Annotated in this window: 16 protein-coding genes and 2 pseudogenes; 9 read left to right on the forward strand and 9 right to left on the reverse strand. The window is 74.0% G+C overall.

Going from position 1 to position 19,302, the window contains the following annotated elements; all coding sequences use genetic code 11:
- Positions 1-83: 83 nt before the first annotated feature.
- A complete protein-coding gene (locus NEH16_RS13525; RefSeq protein WP_265542383.1) occupies positions 84-656 on the forward strand; it encodes an RNA polymerase sigma factor in 573 nt (190 codons plus the stop codon).
- Entirely contained in the window at positions 653-1,933 is a 1,281-nt protein-coding gene (locus NEH16_RS13530; protein WP_265542385.1) for a maleylpyruvate isomerase N-terminal domain-containing protein, read from the forward strand. The genes NEH16_RS13525 and NEH16_RS13530 overlap by 4 nt, the downstream gene beginning before the upstream one ends.
- 9 nt (positions 1,934-1,942) lie before the next feature.
- Here the strand turns inward: NEH16_RS13530 and purU are convergent.
- Positions 1,943-2,811: pseudogene (gene purU, locus NEH16_RS13535) on the reverse strand (formyltetrahydrofolate deformylase).
- A gap of 28 nt (positions 2,812-2,839) precedes the next feature.
- Positions 2,840-3,277, reverse strand: coding sequence for an SCO4402 family protein (locus tag NEH16_RS13540; RefSeq protein ID WP_242441966.1), 438 nt, complete (start codon positions 3,275-3,277; stop codon positions 2,840-2,842).
- Between the two features lie 183 nt (positions 3,278-3,460).
- Between NEH16_RS13540 and NEH16_RS13545 the strand changes: the two genes are divergently transcribed.
- Positions 3,461-4,741 carry an ABC transporter substrate-binding protein gene (locus NEH16_RS13545; protein ID WP_265542387.1) on the forward strand — a complete coding sequence of 427 codons (1,281 nt, stop codon included), beginning with the start codon at positions 3,461-3,463 and terminating at the stop codon, positions 4,739-4,741.
- Here NEH16_RS13545 and NEH16_RS13550 read toward each other — a convergent pair whose 3' ends face one another.
- Both NEH16_RS13550 and NEH16_RS13555 read right to left on the reverse strand, forming a co-directional pair.
- Positions 4,742-6,103, reverse strand: coding sequence for a hypothetical protein (locus NEH16_RS13550; protein WP_374215696.1), 1,362 nt, complete (start codon positions 6,101-6,103; stop codon positions 4,742-4,744).
- 219 nt (positions 6,104-6,322) lie between these two features.
- Entirely contained in the window at positions 6,323-7,705 is a 1,383-nt protein-coding gene (locus NEH16_RS13555; RefSeq protein WP_265542391.1) for a transcriptional regulator, read from the reverse strand.
- A gap of 322 nt (positions 7,706-8,027) precedes the next feature.
- Between NEH16_RS13555 and NEH16_RS13560 the strand changes: the two genes are divergently transcribed.
- From NEH16_RS13560 to NEH16_RS13570, 3 genes and pseudogenes are all read left to right on the forward strand, one after another.
- A complete protein-coding gene (locus NEH16_RS13560) occupies positions 8,028-8,687 on the forward strand; it encodes a bifunctional DNA primase/polymerase (RefSeq protein ID WP_265542392.1) in 660 nt (219 codons plus the stop codon).
- Positions 8,688-8,729: 42 nt separating this feature from the next.
- On the forward strand, positions 8,730-9,542 hold the full coding sequence (locus NEH16_RS13565; RefSeq protein ID WP_265542393.1) for an ABC transporter ATP-binding protein: 813 nt from the start codon (positions 8,730-8,732) through the stop codon (positions 9,540-9,542).
- Positions 9,539-11,190: pseudogene (locus tag NEH16_RS13570) on the forward strand (transporter). Before NEH16_RS13565 ends, NEH16_RS13570 begins: the two are co-directional and overlap by 4 nt.
- Positions 11,191-11,221: 31 nt before the next feature.
- On the opposite strand, the gene NEH16_RS13575 reads toward NEH16_RS13570, so the two are convergent.
- On the reverse strand, positions 11,222-12,115 hold the full coding sequence (locus tag NEH16_RS13575) for an alpha/beta fold hydrolase (RefSeq protein ID WP_265542395.1): 894 nt from the start codon (positions 12,113-12,115) through the stop codon (positions 11,222-11,224).
- A 471-nt stretch (positions 12,116-12,586) separates the two neighbouring features.
- Complete coding sequence (locus NEH16_RS13580) at positions 12,587-13,279, reverse strand: metal-dependent transcriptional regulator (RefSeq protein ID WP_073964595.1); 693 nt, start codon at positions 13,277-13,279, stop codon at positions 12,587-12,589.
- A 184-nt stretch (positions 13,280-13,463) separates the two neighbouring features.
- On the opposite strand from NEH16_RS13580, the gene NEH16_RS13585 reads away from it, so the two are divergent.
- Positions 13,464-14,219 carry an SIS domain-containing protein gene (locus NEH16_RS13585; protein WP_073964596.1) on the forward strand — a complete coding sequence of 252 codons (756 nt, stop codon included), beginning with the start codon at positions 13,464-13,466 and terminating at the stop codon, positions 14,217-14,219.
- Between the two features lie 66 nt (positions 14,220-14,285).
- Here the strand turns inward: NEH16_RS13585 and NEH16_RS13590 are convergent, their stop codons facing one another.
- Both NEH16_RS13590 and pdxH read right to left on the reverse strand, forming a co-directional pair.
- Positions 14,286-15,692 carry a PAS domain-containing protein gene (locus tag NEH16_RS13590; RefSeq protein WP_430523750.1) on the reverse strand — a complete coding sequence of 469 codons (1,407 nt, stop codon included), beginning with the start codon at positions 15,690-15,692 and terminating at the stop codon, positions 14,286-14,288.
- 298 nt (positions 15,693-15,990) lie between these two features.
- Positions 15,991-16,626 (reverse strand): pyridoxamine 5'-phosphate oxidase, encoded by a 636-nt coding sequence (gene pdxH, locus NEH16_RS13595; protein WP_073964905.1) that lies wholly within the window; start codon positions 16,624-16,626, stop codon positions 15,991-15,993.
- A 123-nt stretch (positions 16,627-16,749) separates the two neighbouring features.
- On the opposite strand from pdxH, the gene NEH16_RS13600 reads away from it, so the two are divergent.
- Both NEH16_RS13600 and NEH16_RS13605 read left to right on the forward strand, forming a co-directional pair.
- Entirely contained in the window at positions 16,750-17,853 is a 1,104-nt protein-coding gene (locus NEH16_RS13600) for a citrate synthase 2 (protein ID WP_265542399.1), read from the forward strand.
- A gap of 80 nt (positions 17,854-17,933) precedes the next feature.
- On the forward strand, positions 17,934-18,659 hold the full coding sequence (locus tag NEH16_RS13605; RefSeq protein WP_265542401.1) for a 4'-phosphopantetheinyl transferase family protein: 726 nt from the start codon (positions 17,934-17,936) through the stop codon (positions 18,657-18,659).
- 45 nt (positions 18,660-18,704) lie between these two features.
- On the opposite strand, the gene NEH16_RS13610 is transcribed toward NEH16_RS13605, so the two are convergent.
- Positions 18,705-19,250, reverse strand: coding sequence for a GNAT family N-acetyltransferase (locus NEH16_RS13610; protein WP_073964600.1), 546 nt, complete (start codon positions 19,248-19,250; stop codon positions 18,705-18,707).
- Between the last annotated feature and the right edge of the window lie 52 nt (positions 19,251-19,302).

Genomic DNA, 19,302 nt, shown 5'->3' on the forward strand with positions numbered 1-19,302 from the left:
CTTCTCCGGGGGTGGGGACTACATTCGGACAGGACGAGTGGGACAGGGACGCACAGGTCCGACGGTGGAGGGCTGGGGGGCAGATGGCCGAAAACGCACCACCCCGCTGGGACCGCCGGATGCAGCAGCGGCTGTCGCGCGGCGAGGCCGCCGCCCTCGGCGAGATGTACGACCGGTTCGCCGCCCTCGTCCACAGCCAGGCCAACCGGATGCTGGACGACGAGGACGCCGCCGCCGTGGTCACCCGCGAGGTCTTCGGCTACGTCTGGGAGAACCCGGACATGTACGACCCGAAGCAGGGCTCCATGCGGGCCTGGCTGGCCTTCCTCACGCACCGCGAGTCCGTACGGCGGCTGCGCGGCGAGCCGGACGACGACGAGGACCCCGACGATCCGGACGCCCTGGACGAGCGGGTCCGCCGGGCCACCGCCGCCGCCCGGGCCGACTACATCGTCGCCTCCATGCCGGCGCCGCTGCGGGCGGCCCTGGAGCTGGCCTACGTACAGCGCCGCGACTACCGCCAGACCGCGGCGGACCTCGGCGTCACGGAGGACGAGGCGCGGCGGCGGCTGCGGCTCGGGCTCCAGCTGCTGTCCACCGCCCGGACCCGGCCGGTCGAGGGCGCCCCGCCGCCCGGATACGGGAGGGCGCTGTGAGCGGCGGTGCGGGCGGCGACCCGGACGAGGAGGGCCGCGACGAGGTGCGCGGCGCCCGGCGCATACCGGGCCCCAGGCCCGCCGCGGACGACTTCGGCGACCTGGGGCGCGTACCGCCGCCGGAGCCCGCCCGGCCGGAACCGGAACCCGAAGCGGAACGCGTACCGCGCCCCGCGACGCCCGCCCTCGTCCTCCCGCACCGGGTGCTCCAGGCCCTGCTGGGCGCCTGGGCGCTCGCCGCGTGCTCGGCCGAGGAGACCGAGGCCGTCGAGGCGCACCTCACCGAGTGCGCCCCCTGTGCCGAGGAGGCGCAGCGGCTGCGGGACGCGGTCGGGCTGCTGCACACCGACCGGAGCCTGGATCTCGATCCGCTGCTGCGGTCCCGGGTGCTGGAGAGCTGCCTGAGCCGCCGCCCCGCGAAGATCCCGGTGCCGGACTGGGCGGCCCCGTACGACGCCGAGACGGCGCGGCTCGACGCGCTGCTGCGGGACATCGACGCCGCCGAGTGGCACGCCCCGGTGCGGCTGAAGTGGTTCGAGGACGAACGGCAGGCGGGCCGCCGGACCACGGTCGCCGGGGTGATCGGGCACCTGATGAGCGTGGACGGCCTGGTGGGCGCCGCGCTCGGCCTGGACGACCCGCTCCCCGGCGCCCCGCTCACGCCGACCGCGCGCACCGAGGCGTACTGGTCGTCCGCCCGGCGCCCGCCCACCCGCGCGGTGCGTGAGCCGTGGCGCGAGCAGAGCCACACGCTGATCAGGACCGTGTCGTTCGCGCGGCGCGGGGCCTCGGAGCTGTCCGTGCCGTACGGGAGCTTCGCGCTGCCGTTGCAGGACGCGATGCTGGACCGGGCCTTCGAGTGCTGGGTGCACGGGCGGGACATCGCGAAGGCGGTGGACTACCCGTACGAGCCGCCGGCCGCCGGGCATCTGCACCGGATGATCGACCTGGCGGCCCGGATGCTGCCGGGGGCGCTGCGGCGCCGGGCGGGGCTCGCGGGGCCGGCCAGGCGGCTGGTGCCGGCCGGGTCGCCGGGGCGCTCGCTGCACCTGGAGATCGAGGGCTCGGGCGGGGGCGACTGGTACATCGCGCTGGACTCCCCGGCCGCGCGCGGGTCCGCCGAGCAGGTGGTGGCGCAGGTCGCGCTGGAGGGCGTGGAGTTCTGCCGGCTGGTGGCGGGGCACGTACGGCCGGTGGACGCGGCGGCCGGGCAGCGCGGGGACCGCGAGGCGATCAGCGACGTGCTGTGCGCCGCCGCCTCGCTCAGCAGGCTGTGAGCACCCCGCTCAGTCGAAGACGACCGTGCGGCGGCCGTTGAGCAGGATGCGGCGCTCCGCGTGCCACTTCACCGCGCGGGCCAGGGCCTGGCACTCCACGTCGCGGCCGATGGCGACGAGCTGGTCGGGGTGACGCCGTGGCCGACGCGCTCGACCTCCTGCTCGATGATCGGGCCCTCGTCCAGGTCGGCGGTGACGTAGTGGGCGGTGGCGCCGATGAGCTTCACACCGCGCGCGTGCGCCTGGTGGTACGGCTTCGCGCCCTTGAAGCTCGGCAGGAAGGAGTGGTGGATGTTGATGATCCGGCCGCTGAGCTGCTTGCACAGGTCGTCCGAGAGGACCTGCATGTAGCGGGCCAGGACGACCAGCTCGACGTTCTCCTCGCGGACCAGGTCCAGCAGCTCCGCCTCGGCCTGCGGCTTGTTGTCGCGGGTCACCGGGATGTGCCGGAAGGGCACGTCGTACGAGGCGACCAGCTCGGCGAAGTCCGGGTGGTTGGACACCACGGCGGCGATCTCGACCGGCAGGGCGCCGATCCGGGACCGGAAGAGCAGGTCGTTGAGGCAGTGGCCGAACTTGCTGACCATGAGCACGATCCGCATGCGCTCCGAGGCGCGGTGGATCTGCCAGTCCATGGCGAAGGAGTCACCGATCGCGGCGAAGCTGGCCCGCAGCTTGTCGACGGTGACCGGGGTGCCCGCCGAGAAGTGGACGCGCATGAAGAACAGCCCGGTGTCGTGGTCCCCGAACTGCTGGCTGTCCTCGATGTTGCAGCCGGTCATGAAGAGGTAGCTCGACACGGCGTGCACGATGCCCTGTTTGTCGGGGCAGGACAGCGTGAGGACGTACTGGTCGGGGGCAGGCTGCGGCGCGGTCATCCCCGTAGCGTGCCACACCGGCCGGGCATCAGGCGGACCTGGTCAGAATGCGGAGGACGTCCAGGGAGCGCGGCGGGGTGCCGGGGTCCTCGCCGTCGTTGGAGGCGAGCAGCACATGCGCCTCGCGGGCGGCGGCGACCGCCTCCGGCCAGCCGGGGTGCTCCAGGTAGACGGAGACGGGCGCGTCCGCTCCGACCTGGTGCAGGATGCGCAGCACCCGGAGCACGGCGGCGTCCACGAGGGCGGCCTCGGTGGCGTCCCGGAAGATCGTGCCGACGTACTTCTCGGCGGACCAGTTGTCGAGCCAGGTGTCCTCGACCAGGCGGTACACGGCGTCGGTGACGTCGCCGTACCCCTCGCGGCCGGCCAGCCAGCACTCGCGGTGGAAGACGGGGTCGGAGAGCATGTGCAGCGCCGAGCGCACGTTGCTGCGCCAGCGCCACCACGGAAGGTCGTTGAGCGGCATGCCGCCCATGGTGGAGGAGCGACGGCCGCGACGGGAAGAGTTCTCGGAACCTTGCTGCACGGTTGTCGATCGTACGTTCCCTTTTCGGTGCCCTTGACCGGCCCCCGGCGTTCACGGTGACGTCACCCGCCGTTGACGGCTCCACACCACGGCGTTACCCGGGGCGGGGAAAGGTCTCGGTCCATGACCGGACGGCGACGCCCCCTTCCCTCCCGCCCCTTCGGACTGCTCACCGGCGCGGTGACGGCCGGGGCCCTGCTGCTGTCCGGCTGCGGCGCGCTCCCTGGGGGTTCGGGGGACTCCAGGGAGCGCGTCACCGTCATGACCTGGGCGCCGAGCGGCGCCTCCGGCCCGGACGCCGTGAACATGGCCGGGATGACCGCCATGGCCAAGGCGTACGAGCGCTGGATCAACGCGCGGGGCGGGATCGACGGGCACGAGCTGCGCGTCCTCACCTGTGACGAACAGGACGCCTGGACCGGCGCGGGGGACTGCGCCCGCAAGGCCGTCGAGGAGAAGGCGGTCGCGGTCGTCGGCTCGTACAGCCGGCACGGGCGGGCGTACATGGCCCCGCTGGAGGTCGCCGGAATCCCGTACATCGGCGGTTACGGCGCCTCCGAGGAGGAGTTCCGCAGCTATGCCGCCTACCCGGTGACCGGGGGCCAGTCCGCGCTGCTCGCCGGGACCGCCGAGCAGCTGGCGCACGACTGCGACCGGATCTCGCTGGTGCGCCCGGACACCCTGTCCGGCGACAGCCAGGCATGGCTGCTGCGCACCGGCCTCAAGGAGGCGGGGCGGCCCGCGCCGCTCGACATACCGGCCGCCGAGGGCGCCACCTCGTACGACGCGGAAGCGGAACACGCGCTGTCCGGCGCGGGCGCGACCGGCGGCTGCGTGACGTCCGTGCTGGGCGACCGCACGGAGACCTTCTTCGACTCGTTCCGGCGGCTGGAACCGGAGGGTGCCGCCGTGCGCGTGGCCTCCGTGCTCGGCAGCGTGGGGCAGCCGCTCATCGACCGCACCGGCGGCCGGAACAGCCCGTTCGAGGGGGCGTACGTCACCGGCTGGTACCCGCCCCCGGGCGACGCCAGGTGGAACCCGATGCGGAAGGTGATCCGCGAGCACGCCTTCGGCGACAACCGGATCGACCCGGACGACACGGGCGTGCAGACCACCTGGATCGCGTACACCGCGCTGAAGTCGGTCATCGAGTCGATGCGCGAGTCCGATATCACCGCGGCGAAGCTCACCCGGGCCCTCGGCCAAGGCGTCCGCGCCGACACCGGGGGCCTCACGCCCCCGCTGCGCTGGCGCTACGAGGACATGATCGGCTCCCGGTCCTACCCGCGTGTCGTCAACACCGAGGTGACGTTCCAGGTGGTGCGCGACGGGCGGCTGGTCGCGGCGCGCAAGGGCTTCGTGGACGTCACGGAGACCATGGCCGAGGCCAGCGCGACCCGCTGATCAGAGCGCGGTCGCCTGGCGCGTCGTCAGCCCGTACTTCTGGGCGATCTTGTTCCACAGCGCGGCCGCCTCCTGCTTCGCCTTGCTGGCCTCGCCGCTCTTCACGGTCGCCTGCTGGGTGTGCGAGGTGGTCCTGGCGTGGCCGTGCTTGCAGACCTTCTTGCTCTTGGCCTGCGTCGCCCAGGCCGCGTAGTGGTCGTCGGCGGACGCGGACGCCTGCCACGCCCGGGTGAGCGCGGAGGTCAGCCGGTCGTGGTCCGGCAGCTTGTCCACGGAGAGCGCCTTGAGCCGGGTGACCAGGTCGCGGCGCTGCTCGGCCGCGCCCTTGAGGTCGGAGACGGCCGTGTCCAGGTCGCGGCAGGACTTGGTCTTCTCGACCGCCCCGATCACCGCCGCGCGGCTGTTGTTGCTGTCCGCGAGGAGCTTGTCCAACTCCTCGGCCTGCGGCTTCGCCGGGTCGGCGGCGGGCTGTTCCTTCTCCTTGGACGGTTCCCCGGCGGCCGGTGAACTCGCGGACGCCACCGGCTGCTTGGCGTCCTTGTCGTCGTCGCCGCCGCTCATCAGCGCGCCGGCGCCGAGCCCGATCACCGCGCAGCCGACGACGACGGCCGCGATCAGCGGCACCGCGCCGGACTTCTTGCGCCGCCCGCCGTCGCCCTCGTCGAGCCCCGGCCCGTCCTGCGGACCGCTGTACGGGGGCGGCGGCTGCTGGAAGCCCTGCTGCGGCGGGGGGCCCGCCTGGTACGGCTGCTGCTGCGGGCGCTGCTGGTACGGGGGCTGCTGCTGGGCCGGGTCGAACCGGGGCATCTGCTGCGTCGCGCCCTCGGGCTCGTCGCTGCGGAAGAGGTTGTCGAACTCGGCGGGCGGCTGCCGCTCGCCGGGCGTCCCGGGCCGGATGCCGTACGGGGCGCCGCCGGGCACCGGCGGGATGTACTGCGTCGCCTCGGCGTCCCCGCCGCCGCCCTGGGGGCCCTGCGCGGCGCGGCCCAGGAACTGCGTGGACTCCGCGGGGTTCTCCGGCGGCAGCCCGCCGGGTATCGGCGCGATGTACTGCGTGGCGTCGGCGTCCCCGCCGGGAGCGCCGCTCTCGGGCGGCAGCGGCTGCGCGGGCGGCAGGGGCGCGGCGCCCTGGTTCCCGCCGTACGGGGCGCCGTACGCGTCCTGCCGGCCGTACCCGCCCTGCTGCTGCCCGTACGGATCCGGCTGCTGCTGGTACGGCTGCTGCTGCGGCTGCCCGTACGCGTCCTGGTTCCCGCCGTTCTCCGGGCCCCACGACTGCCCCCACGGCCGGCCGCCGGCCGGGGCCGCCTGGTCCGCCGCTCTGCCCGGCGTCCAGGGCTCGCCGCCGTCCGAGGGCAGCACGACACCCTCGTGCGCGGGTCGTACAGCAGGGTGCTGCTGCTCGTCGCCCTGTCCGCTCTGTGTCACCGGGACTCCTACGTGCGTGTCAACTATGGAATCGTCGGCTCACGCTATCGGGTGGCGACCGCGGTATGCCAAGTGCCCGTGGTCCGCAGCACACCCGTGACACAGGGTGCAACGCCGCGACCTCGTGAGACGCGGTCAGGGGCCCGCCCCGGTTCACGCCGCCTGGAGCTCCAGCCGCGCCCCGAACTCGCGTACCGCGGGCTCGTCCCCGTACGGCAGGAGGCGCTGCTGAAGGTCCTCCAGATACTCCGCGCCCCGGGTCGAGCGCACCGTGCCGAGCAGCTCCATCGCCCGGGTCCCCGTGTGGCACGCCTGCTCCACCTCGCGCAGTTGCACCTGGGCCGTGGCCAGCAGCGCGAGGCCGATGCCGCGGCGCCGGGCGCGGGACTCCGGGTGGCCGTCCAGGGACTCCTTCGCCCGGCGCGCGGCGGCCTCCGCCTGCCCCAGGTCCCGGTGGCAGTGGGCGAGTTCGTCCGCGAGGTAGGCGTGGTCGAAGTGGGCGATCCAGTCCGGGTCGTCCCCGCTGTCCGGCTCGGCCCGCTCCAGGGCGGCCTCGGCCCGGCCCGCGATCTCCAGGCAGGTGCGGGCGTCTCCGAGCAGCGCGTGGCCGCGCGCCTCCGCCGCGTAGAACATCGCCTCCGCGCGCGGGGTGACCCGGCCGCGCGCCCCCTCCTGCGCGGCCCGCGCCAGCTGGGCGATCTCGCGCGGGTTGCCGAGCTGGGCGGCGAGGTGGCTCATCGAGGCGGCCAGCACATAGCCGCCGTAGGCCCGGTCGCCCGCCGCCTGCGCGAGGCGCAGGGCTTGGATGTAGTAGCGCTGGGCCAGGCCCGGCTGACCGGTGTCGATGGCCATGTAGCCGGCGAGTTCGGTGAGCCGGGAGACCGCGGCGAAGAGCTGACGGCCCGTCGATTCGCGGTACGCCCCCGAAAGGAGCCCGGAGACCACGCTGTTGAGGTAGTGCACGAGGACCGGGCGCACATGCCCGCTGCCGAAGCGGTGGTCGAGGTCGACCAGCGCGGCCGTCGTCGCCCGCACCGCCTCCACGTCCGCCATCCCGACCCGGGACCCGGAGGCCCGGGCGACCTGCGGGTCGGCGCCGGTGATCAGCCAGTCGCGGCTGGGCTCCACGAGCGCGGACGAGGCGACCGCCGAGCCGGTGAGGAAGTCGCGGCGGCCGACGTCGCTGCGCCACAGCTCGCAGACCTGCTCGATCGCCCCGATCACCGTCGGCGCGAACTGGAGGCCGACGCCCGAGGCGAGGTTCTTGCCGTTGGCCATGCCGATCTCGTCGATCGTGACCGTACGGCCGAGCTTGCGGCCCAGCGCCTCGGCGATGGTGCCCGGCGCCCGGCCGCGCGGCTGCTGGCCGCGCAGCCAGCGGGCCACGGAGGTCTTGTCGTAGCGGAGGTCGAGGCCGCGTTCGGCGCCGACCATGTTGACCCGGCGGGCCAGGCCCGCGTTGGAGCATCCGGCTTCCTGGATGAGCGCCTGGAGCCGTTCGTTCGGCTGACGTGCGACGAGTGGCCTGGCTGCCATGTGTGTCCCCCTGAGGCCGCAGTGATAGGTGGCGGGATCACTGCCCGACATATGACTGAGAAATGCGCCGATTCATCGTGTTGGTCACTTTCCGCGCGACTTACCTCATTCGTCACGGCCGGTCACTAAAATGCCGCGCCGGACCGCACGGGACGACACCGGCCGGACGTCCCGTAACCAGCTACCCGCCCCGGGCCCGTGCCTCTCCCACGCGCCCCCGCCCGTGCATCCGTGCGCCCCGTATGCGGAACCGCGCACCGGGCGGCCGTAACTCTTCGTGAAGCCCGTAGTTGAGCCGGACGTGGAAGAGCCCATCGGAGTCATGGAAGCCGCACAGGTCCCCCGGCAGCGCGTGGAGCAGCTGCTCGACGCCGCCGTGCGGTACACGGAGGAGAGGCACTGGGACGTGTGCCCGGGCACCTGGCTGGAGCCGTCCGGCGGCGGCCGCCGGTGCTCGTGCGGCGAGGAGGCGTGCGCCGCGCCCGGCGCCCATCCCACCGGGGAGGGCTGGGCGGACGGCGCCACCGGCAGCGGCGCGGCGGCCCGCCGGATGTGGACCCAGCGGCCGGGGGCGGCGGTGCTGCTGCCCACCGGGCGCGCGTTCGACGCCGTGGACGTGCCGGAGTCGGCGGGCTTCCTGGCGCTCGCCCGGATGGAGCGGATGAGCCTGCCGCTCGGCCCGGTCACCCGCACCCCGGACCGCCGCATGCAGTTCTTCGTGCTGCCCGGCGCCGCCGCGAAGGCGGACGACCTGGTCCGCCGGGCCGGGTGGAACGCCGCGTCGATCGGCCTGCGCGGGGTCGGCGAGGGCGGTTACGTCGTCGCGCCGCCGACCCGGGTCGGCGGGGTCGGCGCGGTGCAGTGGGCCCGCTCCCCCACGACCGCCAACCGCTGGCTGCCCGAGGTCGAGGAGCTGATCGGGCCGCTCGCGTACGCCTGCGGGCGCGCGGCGGCCGACACGCGCCAGAAGCGCCTTTCGTAGGGTGGTCCCCGCGTACGTACGGGGACTTCGAAAGGCGTGCAGATGCCGGACCGGATGCAAGACGACGGAACAGACCTGCCGCGGGCGGCACCGCCCGCGGTGCGCGTCCAGGGGCTGTGGAAACGGTTCGGCGAGCAGACCGCGGTCGCCGGCATCGATCTGGAGCTGCCCGCGGGCAGGTTCATCGGCCTGGTGGGGCCCAACGGGGCGGGGAAGACCACCACGCTCTCGATGGTCACCGGTCTGCTCCGGCCCGATCAGGGGCGGATCGAGATCGGCGGGCGCGACGTCTGGGGCGACCCGGTCGAGGTGAAGTCCCGGATCGGGGTCCTGCCCGAGGGCCTGCGGCTCTTCGAGCGGCTGTCCGGCCGCGAACTCCTCGCCTACACCGGCCGGTTGCGCGGGCTGCCGGGGCACGAGGTGGACAGCAGGGCCACCCAGCTGCTCGACGTGCTGGACCTGGCGGGCTCCCAGCACAAGCTGGTCATCGACTACTCGACCGGGATGCGCAAGAAGATCGGGCTCGCCGCCGCCCTGCTGCACAACCCCGAAGTCCTCTTCCTGGACGAGCCGTTCGAGGGCGTCGACCCCGTCTCGGCGCAGACCATCCGCAAGGTCCTGGAGCGCTACACGCGGTCCGGGGCGACCGTCGTCTTCTCCAGCCATGTGATGGAGCTGGTCGAGTCGCTGTGCGACTGGGTGGCCGTCATGGCGGCCGGTGCCATCCGCGCCCAGGGCCCCCTGGCCGAGGTGCGCGGCGAGGCGTCCTCCCTCCAGAACGCGTTCCTGGAGCTGGTCGGCGCGGGCGACCGCGACACCGGCGAGACCCTGGACTGGCTGGGCGGCGACCGATGAGCGTGCTCGACGCCCCGGCCGGCACCGGCCCCGGACCGGGGCCGCGACCGGTGCCGCGGCGCTGATCCCCGTATTCGCGCGGCTCAAGCTGGCCCTGCTCCGCAACGGGCTGCGCCAGTCCTCCGGGCGGAAGGCCGTCTATCTGGTCTCGGTCGTGGGCGCCCTGCTCGCCGCTGCCGGGCTGATGCTGGGGCTCGTCCTGCTGCGCGGCCACGACCACGCGGCCTCGCTGGTGGTGCTGCTCGCCGGGGTCCTGGCGCTCGGCTGGGCCGTGATGCCGCTGTTCTTCTCGGCCGGGGACGAGACCCTGGACCCGACCCGGCTGGTGATGCTGCCGCTGCGGCCCCGGCCGCTCATCGTCGCGCTGCTGGTCTCCTCGCTGATCGGGCTCGGCCCGCTGTTCACGCTGTGCCTGGCGGCCGGGTCGGTGGCCGCGCTGGCCCACGGGGCGGGCGCGGTGGTCTTCGCGGTGCTCGCCGTCCCGCTGACCCTGCTCGTCTGCGTGGCCCTGGCCCGCGCGGTGGCCGCCGCCAACACCCGGCTGCTGACCTCGCGCAAGGGCCGGGACCTGGCGGTCCTCAGCGGCCTGCTGATCGCGGTGGGCATCCAGGTCGTCAACTTCGGCGCCCAGCGCCTCGGCCGGACCGGCGGGCTCGCCCCGCTCGACCCGGCGGCCGACGTGGTGCGCTGGCTGCCGCCCGCCTCGGCCGTGGGGTCCGTCGACTCCGCCGCCCAGGGGGCGTACGGGCGGGCCGCCGCCCAGCTGCTGATCGCGGCGGCCGCGCTGGTGGTGCTGCTGTGGCTGTGGCAGCGCAGCCTGACGAAGCTGATGACCGCGCCGGACGGTTCCACGACCGCCGCCGCCGGGCCGGACCGCGAGAGGTCCGGGCGGATCGGGGCGGGCCTGTGGGCGCTGCTCCCCGAGGACCGCACCGGCACGGTGATGCAGCGGTTCCTGCGGTACGTGGCACGGGACCCGAAGACCAAGGCCGCCTGGGTGACCGCGCTGGCCATCGGGCTGATCGTGCCGCTGATCAACGCCCTCCAGGGCCAGGGCACGGTGTACTTCGCCTGCTTCGCCGCGGGGATGCTCGGCATGCAGATGTACAACCAGTTCGGGCAGGACACCTCCGCGTTCTGGATGGTCGCCCAGACGATCTCCTCGCCCCGGGACGCGTACCTGGAACTGCGCGCCCGCGCCCTGGCGCTGCTGCTGGTCACCCTGCCGTACACGGTGCTCGTGGCGGTGGTGACGGCGGCGCTGCTCGGCGACTGGAAGGTGCTGCCGGGGGTGGTCGGGCTGTCGTTCGCGCTGCTGGGCGCGATGCTGGCGACGGGCGCGGTGGCCTCGGTGAACTTCCCGTACTCGATTCCGCAGGAGGGGGCGTTCAAGAACGTGGCGCCCGGGCAGGCCGGGCTCGCCTGGATCTCCATCCTCGGCGGCATGGTCTCGGCGGCCCTGCTGAGCGCCCCGGTGATCGCCCTGACGATCACCCTGCACGTCACCGACCGCACGGACCTGCTGTGGCTGCTGCTGCCGGTCGGCGCGGTGTACGGGGCACTGATCGCCTGGGGCGGCCTGCGCCTCGCGGCCCCGCGCATGGCCCTGCGGCTGCCGGAGATCCTGACGGCGGTCAGCAAGGGCTGAGCGGGAGTGCGGGCCGGCTTACGGGGACGGCTTACGGGGATACGGGCTCGCGGTCGCCCCGGGCGTCCTCGGAGAGCTGTTCGAGGAAGGGTTCGACCGCGGCGCGCCAGCCCTCCGGCTGGTCGAAGTGCACGAGGTGGCCGGCGTCGGCCACCTCGGCGTACTGACCGCGCGGCAGCACCCGGACCATCTCCTGGGCCTCCGCCCGGCCCAGCTCGCCGTCCAGGCCGCGCAGCACCAGCGTCGGGCAGCGGACCTGGGCCAGCTCCTCCCAGTGCGCGTCGAACACCCAGGTGGCGCGGGACTCCAGCATCTGGCGGCGGGAGAACACGGGCCACCAGCCGCCGTCCCGCTCGGCCATCACCTCGGCGTAGAACGCGCCCCGGGACGGGCTGGGGCCCTCCGCCCAGGGGTCCTCCTCGCCGAACCACCGCCGCACGGCTTCGGGCGAGGCGAAGGGGAGCGGCCAGCTCCCGAACCAGTCCTCCCACTCGCGCTGCGAGGCCGCGCCGAGCGCGGAGGCGCGCATGTCGCAGACGACGAGCGCGCGCACCAGGTCGGGGCGCTTGGCGGCGAGCTGCCAGGCGGTGAGCGCTCCCATGGAGTGGCCGACGAGGGTGACGGGGGCGAGCCCCAGCTGTTCGATGACCGCCTCGGCGTCCGCCACGTAGGCGTCGCGGGTGTAGGGGCCTTCGGCCGGCTTCCCGCTGTCGCCGTGGCCGCGCTGGTCGAGGCCGACCGGGCGGTGCCGCTCGGCGAGCCAGCCGGCGACGGGCGCCCAGTGCGAGGCCCGGCCCATCAGTCCGTGCAGCAGTAACACGGCGGGGGCGGGGGCGCCGTCCGCGCCCGCGCGGGGCGGGTCGGCGAACTCCCAGGCCGCGAGGCGTACGCCGTCCGATCCGGTCACTTCGATGCGCCGCGCCATAGCTTCTGGCACCCCCTTCTCTCCCTGAGACACCGGGTGGTCGTGTCGGCCAGACTATCGAACCTTTATTCGAAAACCGGGATCTGCCGGCCAACACCGCTCGTTCGAGTGACTGCTTCCCAGGATTGACGGCGGCAGCGGCGGGGAGATCTTCTGCGGGAGGCGGGCCACTCGGGGATGAGGGCTCGCGGGACCGACCTAGGGAGCTCGGGGCTCCAGGTCGGGCACAGGGAGGGACAGGCCCCGGCGCCTTGCGGCGCCGGGGCCATCCGCTTGTCTGCGTACGGCGGGTGCATCGCAGCTCCCCTCCCGGCGGCGGGGCGGTGGCCGACACGCTCAGCCACCCCTCCGCCACAGCCTGGCACGGTCCGCGCCGGAGCGCTGCGGTTCCGGACGGAAAAAGAGAACCGGACGGAAAAAGAGAAACCGGGCACCGGCGGCTGCCGGTGCCCGGTCTCCCGGAAGGCGGGTCTACTTCTTCGCCACGAAGACGTGCGAGGCGATCTCGGAGTCCAGCTCCGCCGCCTCGCCGCTGCTGCCGACCAGCACCCCGCCGGGCGACTGGGTCACGCTGACCACGGAGCCGGGCTGTACGCCCGCCCGCCGCAGCGTGTACATCAGCTGGGCGTCCGTCTGGATCGGCTCCCCGATCCGGCGGACCACCACCGTCTTGCCGTCGCTGCCCGGGTCGAGATCGGACAGGCTGACCATGCCCTCGTCGAGGAACGGGTCGGCCTCGGCGCTCTCGCCCAGCTCCTCCAGACCCGGGATCGGATTCCCGTACGGCGACTCCGTCGGGTGGCGGAGCAGCTCCAGCACCCGGCGCTCGACCGCCTCGCTCATGACGTGTTCCCACCGACACGCCTCGGCGTGGACCTGCTCCCACTCCAGGCCGATCACGTCGACCAGCAGGCACTCGGCCAGCCGGTGCTTGCGCATGACGCGGGTCGCCAGGCGGCGGCCCTCCTCCGTCAGCTCCAGGTGCCGGTCCCCCGCGACCTGCACCAGGCCGTCGCGCTCCATGCGCGCCACGGTCTGGCTCACGGTCGGACCGCTCTGGTCCAGCCGTTCCGCGATCCGGGCGCGCATGGGGACCACGCCTTCCTCTTCGAGTTCGAGGATGGTGCGGAGATACATCTCCGTGGTGTCGATCAGTCCGGACATTCGTGCCCCTCGATGCAATCGTGCGCTGGCCCTGGCATCAATTCTGACGCATCGCGCGCGGAACCGTGCCGCGCCGTCGTCACCGGGGCCGTGCGGTATTGACAGGCCACTGGTCCAGACCGCAACGTGATCGGCGTTACGGACGCCCCCTGGACATCCCACCCCGCCGGAAAGGTCCTCCCCGATGAGCGAAAGCAAGCTGGCCGGTCAGTTCTTCGATGCGGCGATCGGCCTGCTGGGGAGGGTGCGGGACGAGGAGGCCGGGAACATCGCGGCCGCCGGTGCCGCCATCGCCGACACCGTCGAGGCGGGCGGCCGGCTCTTCGCCTTCGGCGCCGGGCACTCCTCGCTCGCCGCGCAGGACGTCGTCTACCGCGCGGGCGGGCTCGCCCTGATGAACCTCATGGTCGTCCCCGGGGCCCTCGGCGTGGACGTCATGCCCGCGACCCTCGGCTCGGCCCTGGAACGGGTGGACGGCCTCGCGGGCGCGGTGCTCGACTCCAGCCCCGCGAAGTCCGGCGACGTCCTCGTGATCATCTCGCTCTCCGGGCGCAACGCGCTGCCCGTCGAGATGGCGCTCAACGCCCGCGCGCTGGGCCTGAAGGTCATCGGCGTCACCTCGGTCGCGTACGCGGAGAACACCCGGTCCCGGCACAGCTCGGGCGGCTTCCTGCGGGACCACTGCGACATCGTCCTCGACAGCAAGATCGCGATCGGCGACGCGGAGCTGGAGGTGGACGGCATCGAGGCGCCGTTCGCGCCGGCGTCCACGGTGGTCACCAGCGCGATCATGCAGAGCATGATGGCCGCGGCGGCGGAGCGGTTGCTGGAGCGGGGGATCGAGCCCCCGCTGCTGCGGTCGGGGAACGTGGACGGCGGCCACGAGTGGAACGGGCGCGTGATGACGCAGTACGCGGACCGGATCTTCTACCGGCACTGAGGCTTACGGGGCACCCGGGCTTCCCGGTCCGTGAGGTGCCGTTTCCCGGCGGCACCGGTTCCGTCCTCAATCGCCGGACGGGCTCGACAGGTGCAGGTCCACCGACGCGGCCACCCGGGCCGCCACGCTCTCCGCGTACATCGCGTCCGGGCGTTCGAACGCGGCGCGGTGCGCGGAGCGGAGGAACGTCACCACGCCCAGGGTGCGGCCGCGGCTGCGCAGGACCGTGGAGAGGGCGTGGACCGCGTCCGGGGGCCACTGCCGCTGCCGGGCCCACTCGCCGTCCGTACGGCCCGCTCCCGCCGACGTACGCACCGAGCCGGTGCGGTCCACCGCCTGGAGGGCCGGGTGGCCCGGCGCGTACCGCAAGGGGATGCCGCCGCCCGCCACCGGGAGGCAGGGGCCCGGGGCGTCCGCCGGGGTGGCCGCCGCCCGGACCAGCCGCTCCCCCGCCACCAGGTCGACCAGCGCGTGGTCCGCGAACCCGGCCAGCGCGAAGTCGAGCGACGCCATCGCGGCCTCCATCGGGTCCTCGCACTCCGCGGCGGACCGCGAGGCGCGGTGCAGCTGGTTGGAGCGGAAGCGGAGCCGGTCCGCCTCCTGGGCGGCGAGCCGGGCGTCCGTGACGTCCTGGAAGACCCAGCCGGCGCCCAGCGGCACGGGCTCCTCGGTGAGCGGGGACGCCAGCCGCAGGAAGCCGCTGCGCCAGCAGCGACGGCGGGTGCCCTCACCGCCGCGCAGCGTCACCCACAGCTCGGCGGGCGGCGCGTCCGGCGCCCCCTCGGCGAGGACGTGCTGAAGGGCGCCCTCCAGCTCCTCGACCCCCTGGGCGATCAGCTCGCCGAGCGGCCGCCCCAGCATCGTCGTACGGCCGCCGCCCAGGGCGCGGGCGGCATGGGCGTTGACGACGGTGGGGCGCAGGTCCACGTCGACCAGGACGACGCCCCAGGAGGCGTCCTCGAACAGGGCCTCGCTGAGCGCGATGGCCCGTTCCAGGTCGATCTGGGCGTGGACCTCGCTGAACGCGCAGTACACCCCGGCCGGCTTGCCGTCCGCGCCCCGGACCCCGGCGGACTGGGTGCGCACCAGGACCCGGCCGCCGTCCTTGCGCAGCAGCGCGAACTCGTGGACCTGGCGCCCCGGCGCGTCCATCACCGCCATCAGCCGCCCCTGCACCTCGTCCGCGTCGGCCCGGCGCACCGCCCAGCCGGCCAGGCCGGGCCGGCCCACGGCCTCGTCGGCGGACCAGCCGAGGACGCGTTCGGCCTCGCGGTTCCAGTGGGTGACGGTGCCGTCCGCGTCGAAGGCGCAGAGCGCCGCGTCCATCCCGTCGAGGAGCGCCGCCAGCAGCTCCGCCCCGGGAATGGCACCGGCCGTCCCCTGCTCGTGGAAGCGCTCATCCCGGACCCCCTGCGAGACGTGTCCGCCATAGCCGCACGTCAGACCATTGAACTCGAACGTGACCCGGGGCACAGCGACTTTCCCGGAAATAGGTCCGCGGTTAATTCGCTTGCCCGGGCCCGCGGGCGGTTCCTAAGGTGGCTGTACACGCGAAAGGAGGTGATCCGAAAAGTGCAGTCTTATCGGATTCGTGAGGTGGCTGCGGGCTGACAGCCCGTCGTCGCACTTCGTGCACCTCGGCGGGCTGTCCGCCGAAACCCAAGCAGTCACCGACCCGCAGGCTCGCCGGTAGATCCGGCCGGCTCCTCCGCAAGGAGGGACCAGAGCCTGCGGGTTCTGCTTTTCCCGGACCCGTACGCCCGGTACGGCTCTACGGGCACAGGCGCTCGACGCGCCACTTGCCTTCCTCGCCGCCCTCGCGGACGTAACGCAGCCGGTCGTGGAGCCGGTTCTCGTGGCCCTGCCAGAACTCGATCGTCTCGGGGACCACGCGGAAGCCGCCCCAGTGCGGGGGCGCCGGGACCTTCTCGCCCTCCGGGTAGCGGGCCGACAACTCCTCGTAGCGGGCGGTCAGCTCCTCGCGGCTGCCGATCACCGTGGACTGCTCGCTCGCCCAGGCGCCGAGCTGGGAGCCGTGCGGGCGGGTGCGGAAGTAGGCGACGGTCTCCTCGCGCGCGACGCGGGCCGCCGTGCCGGTGACGATGACCTGGCGGGCCAGCGGGTGCCAGGGGAAGAGCAGCGAGACATACGGGTTGGCCGTCAGCTCGCGGCCCTTGCGGGAGCCGTAGTTGGTGAAGAAGACGAAGCCGCGCGCGTCGTACATCTTCAGCAGCACCGTGCGGGAGGAGGGGCGGCCCTCGGGGGTCGCCGTGGAGACCACCATGGCGTTCGGCTCGTGGAGCATGCCTCCGGCGGCGACTTGGCGGAACCAGCGCGCGAACTGGTCCATCGGGTCGGGCGCGAGCGAGTCCTCGGTGAAGGTCTCGGATCGGTATTGCTCGCGCATCGCGGCCGGATCGGTGGTGGAATCGAAGGAGGAGTCTGGGGTGGGCACGGTGCCATCCTGCCGCAGCGGCCGGACGGGCAGGAGGTCCGCCCGGCGCAACCGTCGAACCGAGGGAGCCGCCTGATGTCCGACTTCGTACCCGGACTCGAAGGAGTCGTCGCGTTCGAGACGGAAATCGCCGAACCCGACAAGGAAGGCGGTTCGCTCCGGTACCGGGGCGTCGACATCGAGGAACTGGTCGGTCACGTCTCCTTCGGGCATGTGTGGGGGCTGCTGGTGGACGGGGCGTTCGAGCCCGGTCTGCCGCCCGCCGAACCGTTTCCGCTCCCGGTGCACTCCGGGGACGTCCGGGTCGACGTGCAGGCCGCGCTGGCGATGCTCGCCCCGGTCTGGGGGCTGAAACCGCTGCTCGACATCGACGCGGAGACCGCCCGCGAGAACCTGGCGCGGGCCGCCGTGATGGCGCTGTCGTACGTGGCCCAGTCGGCGCGCGGACAGGGTGTGCCGATGGTCCCGCAGCGGGAGATCGACAAGGCGGAGTCCGTCGTGGAGCGGTTCATGATCCGCTGGCGCGGCGAGCCGGACCCGCGCCATGTGAAGGCCGTCGACGCGTACTGGACGTCCGCCGCCGAGCACGGCATGAACGCGTCCACCTTCACCGCCCGGGTCATCGCCTCGACCGGCGCCGACGTGGCGGCCGCGCTGTCCGGCGCGGTGGGCGCCATGTCGGGCCCGCTGCACGGCGGCGCCCCGTCCCGGGTCCTCGGCATGATCGAGGAGATCGAGCGGACCGGGGACGCCACGGCCTACGTGAAGAAGGCGCTGGACAAGGGCGAGCGGCTGATGGGCTTCGGCCACCGCGTCTACCGCGCCGAGGACCCGCGCGCCCGTGTCCTGCGGCGCACCGCCGAGGAGCTGGGTGCACCCCGGTACGAGGTGGCGCGGGCGCTGGAGAAGGCGGCGCTGGAGGAGCTGCACGCGCGGCGCCCGGACCGGGTGCTCGCGACGAACGTGGAGTTCTGGGCGGCGATCATGCTGGACTTCGCCGAGGTACCGGCGCCCATGTTCACGTCGATGTTCACCTGCGCCCGTACGGCGGGCTGGTCGGCGCACATCCTGGAGCAGAAGCGGACGGGCCGCCTGGTGCGCCCGTCGGCGCGTTACGTGGGCCCGGGCGCGCGGAGCCCGCGCGAGGTCGCGGGGTACGCGGAGCTGAACACGCTGTAAGGCAGGCAGAGTTCGAGACACCGCACTGACGGACACGCCCTCGTGGCCCGTACCCCGCCCCCGACCCCGAGGGAACGCCCATGCTCAGCCTGCCCGCCGGAGTGGTCCTGGTCGAGTCCTTCGGTGACACGGGGGACGCGGCCGGGATGCGCCTCTTCCCGGAGGAGGAGGCACTGATCGCGGACGTGGTCGAGGAGCGGCGGCGCGAGTTCACGACCGTACGGGGCTGCGCCCGCGAGGCCATGCGGCAGTTGGGCCGGGAGGCCGCCCCGCTGGTACGGCAGGGGCGCGACGGGCCCGCGTGGCCGGAGGGCCTGGTGGGCAGCCTGACGCACTGCGTGGGCTACCGGGCCGCCGCCGTCGCGCCCGCCGGGGCGTTCCGGGCGGTCGGGATCGACGCGGAGCCGGACGCGCCGCTGCCCTACGGGGTGGACCGGCGGGTGCTGAACGCCGGGGAGATCGAGGCCGTCGCGGAGTTGGCGCGCGCGGGGGCGCCGGTGGCGTGGGACCGGCTGGTGTTCTGCGTGAAGGAGGCCGTGTACAAGGCGTGGCACCCGCTGACCGGGCTGCCGCTGGGGTTCCTGGACGCGGAGGTGGCCCTGTCGGTGGACGGCACGTTCACCGCGCGGGTGCCGGGCGGCCCGGTGCCGGGCGGGCCGCCGTTCCCGGAGCTGCTGCGCGGGACCTGGGCGGCCGGACGCGGGCTGCTGCGGGTGGGTCTCGCCGTGCCGGCCCCGGTACCGGAGGGCGGTACGGGGCCGGGGGCGGCGGCGGTGCAGGCGGAGGCCGGGGCCGCGGCGGGCTGAGGGGGCGGGCTGACGAGGGCCGGGCTGACGGGCCGGGGCGGGGGCTCAGGCCCGGTCGAGCGCCCAGGTCTGGAGGGCGTAGGGCCGCCCCTTCTCCTCGCCCTCGATGAGCGGTACGCCGAGCAGCCGGAAGCCGTTCGCGGTGGCGACGGCGACGCTGGCCGCGTTCTCCGCCTCCAGTTCCAGGATGACCCGGTCGACGCCCAGCTCCTCGAAGGCGTACGCGGCCATCACCCGCACCGCCCGCCCGGCGAGCCCCTGCCCTCGGTGCGCGGGGCCGACCGCGTAACCCAGCTCCGTGCCCTCGGGGGCGCGCCGCAGCATGACCTCGCCGAGCGGGGCGCCGCCGTCGAGCGTGATGGCGAGCAGGAGCGCGATGCCGTCCGCCCTGAGCTGCCGGTCCCTGGCCAGCCGGGCGCGGGCGGCCTCGGCGTCGAACGGCGAGACGATCGGCGTCCAGTACGCGATGTCCGGGTGGTCGAACAGGTCCGGCATGGCGGCGAGGTCGTCCTCGGTCCAGTCGCGCAGGACGAGCCCCTCACCGGTGAGTCGGACGTGCCGGGGGAAGGGGGGCGTGGGGCTGCTGGTCATGGTGCGGACCCTATCCGGGCGCTCCGCGGACACCAAGGCGTTTCCGCGCCCG

The organism is Streptomyces drozdowiczii (assembly GCF_026167665.1).
In the GTDB taxonomy this organism is placed as follows: domain Bacteria; phylum Actinomycetota; class Actinomycetes; order Streptomycetales; family Streptomycetaceae; genus Streptomyces; species Streptomyces drozdowiczii_A.